General features: G+C 66.0%; 4 protein-coding genes. All 4 read right to left on the bottom strand.

The window, feature by feature from the left end:
• Positions 1 to 74 precede the first annotated feature (74 nt).
• Entirely contained in the window at positions 75 to 821 is a 747-nt protein-coding gene (gene trbJ / locus ACETPF_RS20910; RefSeq protein ID WP_373936550.1) for a P-type conjugative transfer protein TrbJ, read from the bottom strand.
• A gap of 4 nt (positions 822 to 825) precedes the next feature.
• A complete protein-coding gene (gene trbE, locus ACETPF_RS20905; RefSeq protein ID WP_373936549.1) occupies positions 826 to 3,264 on the bottom strand; it encodes a conjugal transfer protein TrbE in 2,439 nt (812 codons plus the stop codon).
• Positions 3,258 to 3,530, bottom strand: a complete 273-nt coding sequence (locus ACETPF_RS20900) for a conjugal transfer protein (protein WP_373936548.1) — start codon at positions 3,528 to 3,530, stop codon at positions 3,258 to 3,260. Before ACETPF_RS20900 ends, trbE begins: the two co-directional genes overlap by 7 nt.
• On the bottom strand, positions 3,527 to 3,691 hold a 165-nt coding region (locus ACETPF_RS20895; protein WP_373936551.1), incomplete at its 5' end, for a TrbC/VirB2 family protein. The genes ACETPF_RS20900 and ACETPF_RS20895, both read right to left, overlap by 4 nt.

Below are 3,691 nucleotides of genomic sequence, written 5' to 3'. Positions count from 1 at the left end.
CGAGACCGGGAGAGCGAAGCCCCGCCCCGCGGCGACGACGACGGGAGGCGGACCGTCGCCGCCCTCCGGCGCGCCTAGTGGGGGGTGTAGGCGGTGCCGGAACCGAGGAACTTCTTGGTCGCCGCCTGCGCATCGATCTGCGCTTGCGCCTGCCGCGCGCGCTCGATCGTCTCGGCGCGATACTGGGCGGCCATCATGTTCTGGATCTGGAACTGCTGCTTGGCGGTGAGCGCGAGCAGCTGATTGGTGGCCTGTTGGGCCTGCAAGGATCCTTCGGCACCCTGGCTCTTCGCGACCAGCGAAGACAGGGTTTGGGCATCCGCGGCGACATTTTCGACGACCTGTGCCTGCACGGTCATCGTGTGCTGGTAGGCGGTCATCGCGGTGTCGAGGCGAGAGCGAGCAGCAACGACCTGGTCGTTCATCCGCAATGCCTGGCCGAAGCTCTGCGGGAAGATCTGGTGGAATTGCTGGTCGAGGCCGGAGACCTGGAGCCGGATGCCCTGGGCTTGTCCCATCAGGCGGTCAACCTGCTGCAGCGTCTGGGTCAGCGCCTGCAGCTCGGGGAAATCGATCGTCGTCAGGTTCTTCGCCTGGTTGAGCAGGCTGCGCGCCTGGTTCTGCAGCGACTGGATCTGGTTGTTGATCTGGGTGAGCGTCCGGGCGGCCGTCAGGATGTTCTGGCTGTAATTGCTCGGGTCGAACACCGTCAGCTGCGCGTGGGCAGGCGTAGTTGTCACGGCCAGGCCCATGGCGAGCGAGCCGGCTGTCCCGAGGCCTAGCGCGCTCGCGATCAGATATTTGCGGGTAAGGAAACGCATCACATTACTCCATTGCTTGGGGGGCGGGAAAATCGGCGAGCAGGTCGGCGGCCCAGTCGAGGCCAGCGGACGCGAGGAAGCGGGCTGCGAAGTCCGAGAGGCCATCGTCGGCGATCATCGCGTCGATCCGCGATTGCGTGGTGGGGTCGGACGCGCCGCACAGGGCGAGCGCGATCGGGCCGAGGCCCAGTTCGAACAGCCGGTTGCCGCGCGTCGACTGCAGGTAATATTGCCGCTTCGGCGTGGCGCGGCTGACCAGTTCGATCTGGCGATCGTTCAGGCCGAACCGCTCATAGGCCTCGCGGCTCTGCGGCTCGATCGCGCGATCATTGGGCAGCAGGATGCGCTGCGGGCAGCTCTCGATGATGGCCGGCGCGATGCTGCTCGACGCGATGTCGGCGAGGCTCTGCGTCGCGAACAGCACCGCGACGTTCTTCTTGCGCAGCACCTTCAGCCATTCGCGGATGCGCGCGGCGAACAGGGGATGGTCAAGGAATATCCAGGCCTCGTCGAGTACCAGCAGGGTCGGCCGGCCATCGAACCGCTCTTCCAGCCGGTGGAAGAGATAGGTCAGCACGGGCGCCACCACGCCGGCCTGGCCCATTAGCTCCTCGGTCTCGAAGCACTGCACATCAGCGAAGGCGAGATGCTGCTCGGCCGCGTCGAGCAGCCGTCCATAGGGGCCGTCCAGCGTGTAGGCGCCGAGCGCGGTGCGAAGCGCATTGGATTGGAGGAGCAGAGTCAGCCCGGTAAGGGTGCGTTCCTCCGGCGGCGCAGACGCGAGGCTGCCGAGCGCCGACCAGACGGTATCCTTCACTTCGGGCGTGACGAGGACCTTCTCGTGGGCGAGCAGTGCCGCGATCCATTCCGCCGCCCAGCTTCGCTCGGTGGCGTCATCGATCCTGCGCAAAGGCTGGAACGCCAGCGTCTCACCCGCATCGGCACCGAGTCCGAGCGCATGGTGTGCGCCGCCCATCGCCAGCACGGCCGCCCGTGCGGAAAACCCCTTGTCGAAGATATAGACCTGAGAGCCCGCGTAGCGCCGGAACTGAAGTGCAATCAACGCGAGCAACACCGATTTGCCAGCGCCCGTCGGTCCGACCACCAGCATGTGCCCGACGTCGCCGACGTGCGTCGACAGGCGGAACGGCGTCGATCCTGCCGTGCTGGCATGGAGCAACGGTGGGCCGTCGAGATGGGCGTTACGTACAGGGCCGGCCCAGACCGACGACAGCGGCATCAGATGCGCAAGGTTCAGCGTGTGGACCAGGGGCTGCCGGACGTTCGCGTAGACTTGCCCTGGCAGCGACGACAGCCACGCCTCGACCGCATTGACGCCTTCTCGTATCGTCGTGAAGCCGAGCCCGTTGACGATCCGCTCGACCCGCCTGACCTTGTCTTCGACGCCGGCGCGATCACTATCGCTGACCGTGATTGTCGTGGTCAGGTGTCCGAACGCGACATGGTCGCCGCCCAGGACCTGAAGCGCGAGGTCGGCATCGACCACCTTGTTGTCGGCGTCGGTGTCGAGCAGCTGCGATGGCTGGTTGTACATGACCTCGCGCAGGAGCGCGGTGATCGACTTGCGCTTGTTGAACCACTGCCGACGTAGCTTGGTCAGCGCTTTGGTGGCGTCGCTCTTGTCGAGCGCGAGAAAGCGCGTGACCCACCGATAGCCGAAGTCCTGATGGTTGAGCGCATCGAGGATTCCCGGCCGGCTGATGCTTGGGAAGCCGAGCACGGTCAGGGTGCGAAGGTGGGTTCCGCCGAGCCGCGGCTCCAGGCCGCCGGTCAGCGGCGTGTCGACGAGCAGCGCGTCAAGATAGACCGGCGTCTCCGGGACCGCGACATGATGCGGGCGATTGGAGATCGTGCTGTGCAGGAAGGTCAGCGTCTCGGAGTCATCGAGGGCGCGGACCTCGGGCATGAAGCTCGCGAAGAGATCCAGGGCGCGATCGCTTTCGGCGATGAAGCTGGACAGTGCGCCATGCCAGTCGCGGCCCTTGTCGGCATCGGGTCGCTCGACCAGCGACCGGCCGGCCGCCTCGGCGCTATCGGGCGTGGGCAGCCAGGTCAGCGTCAAATGGTAGCGGCTCTCATAGTGCTCGCCTTCGCCGAGGAAGGCGGCGCGGCGTTCCTGGTCGACCAGCCAGGACGCGGCGTCCGGAAAGTCGCTATCAGGGTAGGCAGATGCCTCGCGTCGCTCGGCTTCGAAGAACAGCGCCCAGCCCGTCCCGAACCGCTTGAGGACATTGTTTGCCCGGGCGCAGGCCGAAATCAGTTCGCCCTCGGTTGCGGACTCCAGGTCAGGGCCTCGGAAACGCAGCGTACGCTGGAAGCTCCCATCCTTGTTGAGGATGACGCCAGGCGCGACGAGCGCCGCCCATGGAAGATGGTCCGCCAGCCGGTCGGGCCGGTGACGATATTCGGCGAGGTTCAGCACGCGAAATAGCCTTTCTGGCGGAGATGACGGATCAATACGGGAGCGAAGTCCGGGTCACGGCGGGCGGCAAAGACGGCTATGCTGTGACCGATCGCCCAGAGCACGAGACCGGCGATCCATTGTTGAAGGCCGAGGCCGACGGCGGCGGCCAGCGTTCCATTGACGATCGCAAGCCCGCGCGGTGCGCCGCCGAGCAGGATCGGAGATCCGAGACTCCCGTGAATGGGAGCCTCGAAACCTTCGAGATATTTTCCGGCGCCGATCACGCGATCAGCGCCCCACCGCCGAAGCTGAAGAAGCTGAGGAAGAAGCTCGATGCCGCGAATGCGATCGACAGGCCGAAGACGATTTGGATGAGGCGCCGGAAGCCGCCGCTGCTCTCGCCGAACGCCAGCGTCAGGCCGGTGACGATAATGACGATGACGGC

It is taken from the genome of Sphingobium agrisoli (assembly GCF_041877245.1).
GTDB lineage: Bacteria > Pseudomonadota > Alphaproteobacteria > Sphingomonadales > Sphingomonadaceae > Sphingobium.
This window is presented reverse-complemented; position numbering and strand designations above follow the sequence as displayed.